The sequence below is a fragment of the Neisseria sp. P0021.S007 genome, from assembly GCF_051956855.1.
Map to the genome: position 1 here is coordinate 1 of NZ_JBQCXA010000886.1, position 572 is coordinate 572.

Below are 572 nucleotides of genomic sequence, written 5' to 3' on the forward strand. Positions count from 1 at the left end.
TCGGTATTGTTGCCAGTTTTTTGAAACAGTCGGGACACAGCGAGCTGATGCCGAAGGTTTGGCTGGGCGTGTTTTTGGCTTCGGTCATGTGTTTGGGTATTGGTTACGGCATTCATTCCGTTACTGGCGAGATTCCGCAAAAAGAACAGGAATTGGTGGTTGGCGTCATCGGCCTGGTGGCCGTGGCGATGTTGACGTACATGATTTTGTGGATGAAGAAGGCCGCGCGTTCGATGAAACAGCATCTTCAGGATTCTGTTCAGTCGGCCTTGAACCGCGGCAGCGGCCAGGGTTGGGCCTTGGTCGGCATGGCGTTTTTGGCTGTGGCGCGCGAAGGTTTGGAGAGCGTGTTTTTCCTGCTTGCCGTGTTCCAGCAAAGCCCGACATGGTCTATGCCGATAGGTGCGGTGTTGGGGCTGTTGGTGGCGGTTGTCATCGGTACGCTGATTTATCAGGGCGGTATGCGCCTGAACTTGGCGAAATTTTTCCGTTGGACGGGCGCGTTTCTGATTGTGGTGGCGGCCGGTCTGCTGGCCGGTTCGTTTCGCGCGCTGCATGAGGCCGGCGTATGG

Annotated in this window: 1 protein-coding gene; it reads left to right on the top strand. The window is 56.3% G+C overall.

Annotated features, from left to right (window positions below):
• Positions 1 to 572, top strand: a 572-nt coding sequence (locus tag ACTHUR_RS16540; RefSeq protein WP_440399769.1) for an FTR1 family iron permease, incomplete at both ends; no start/stop codon positions are given.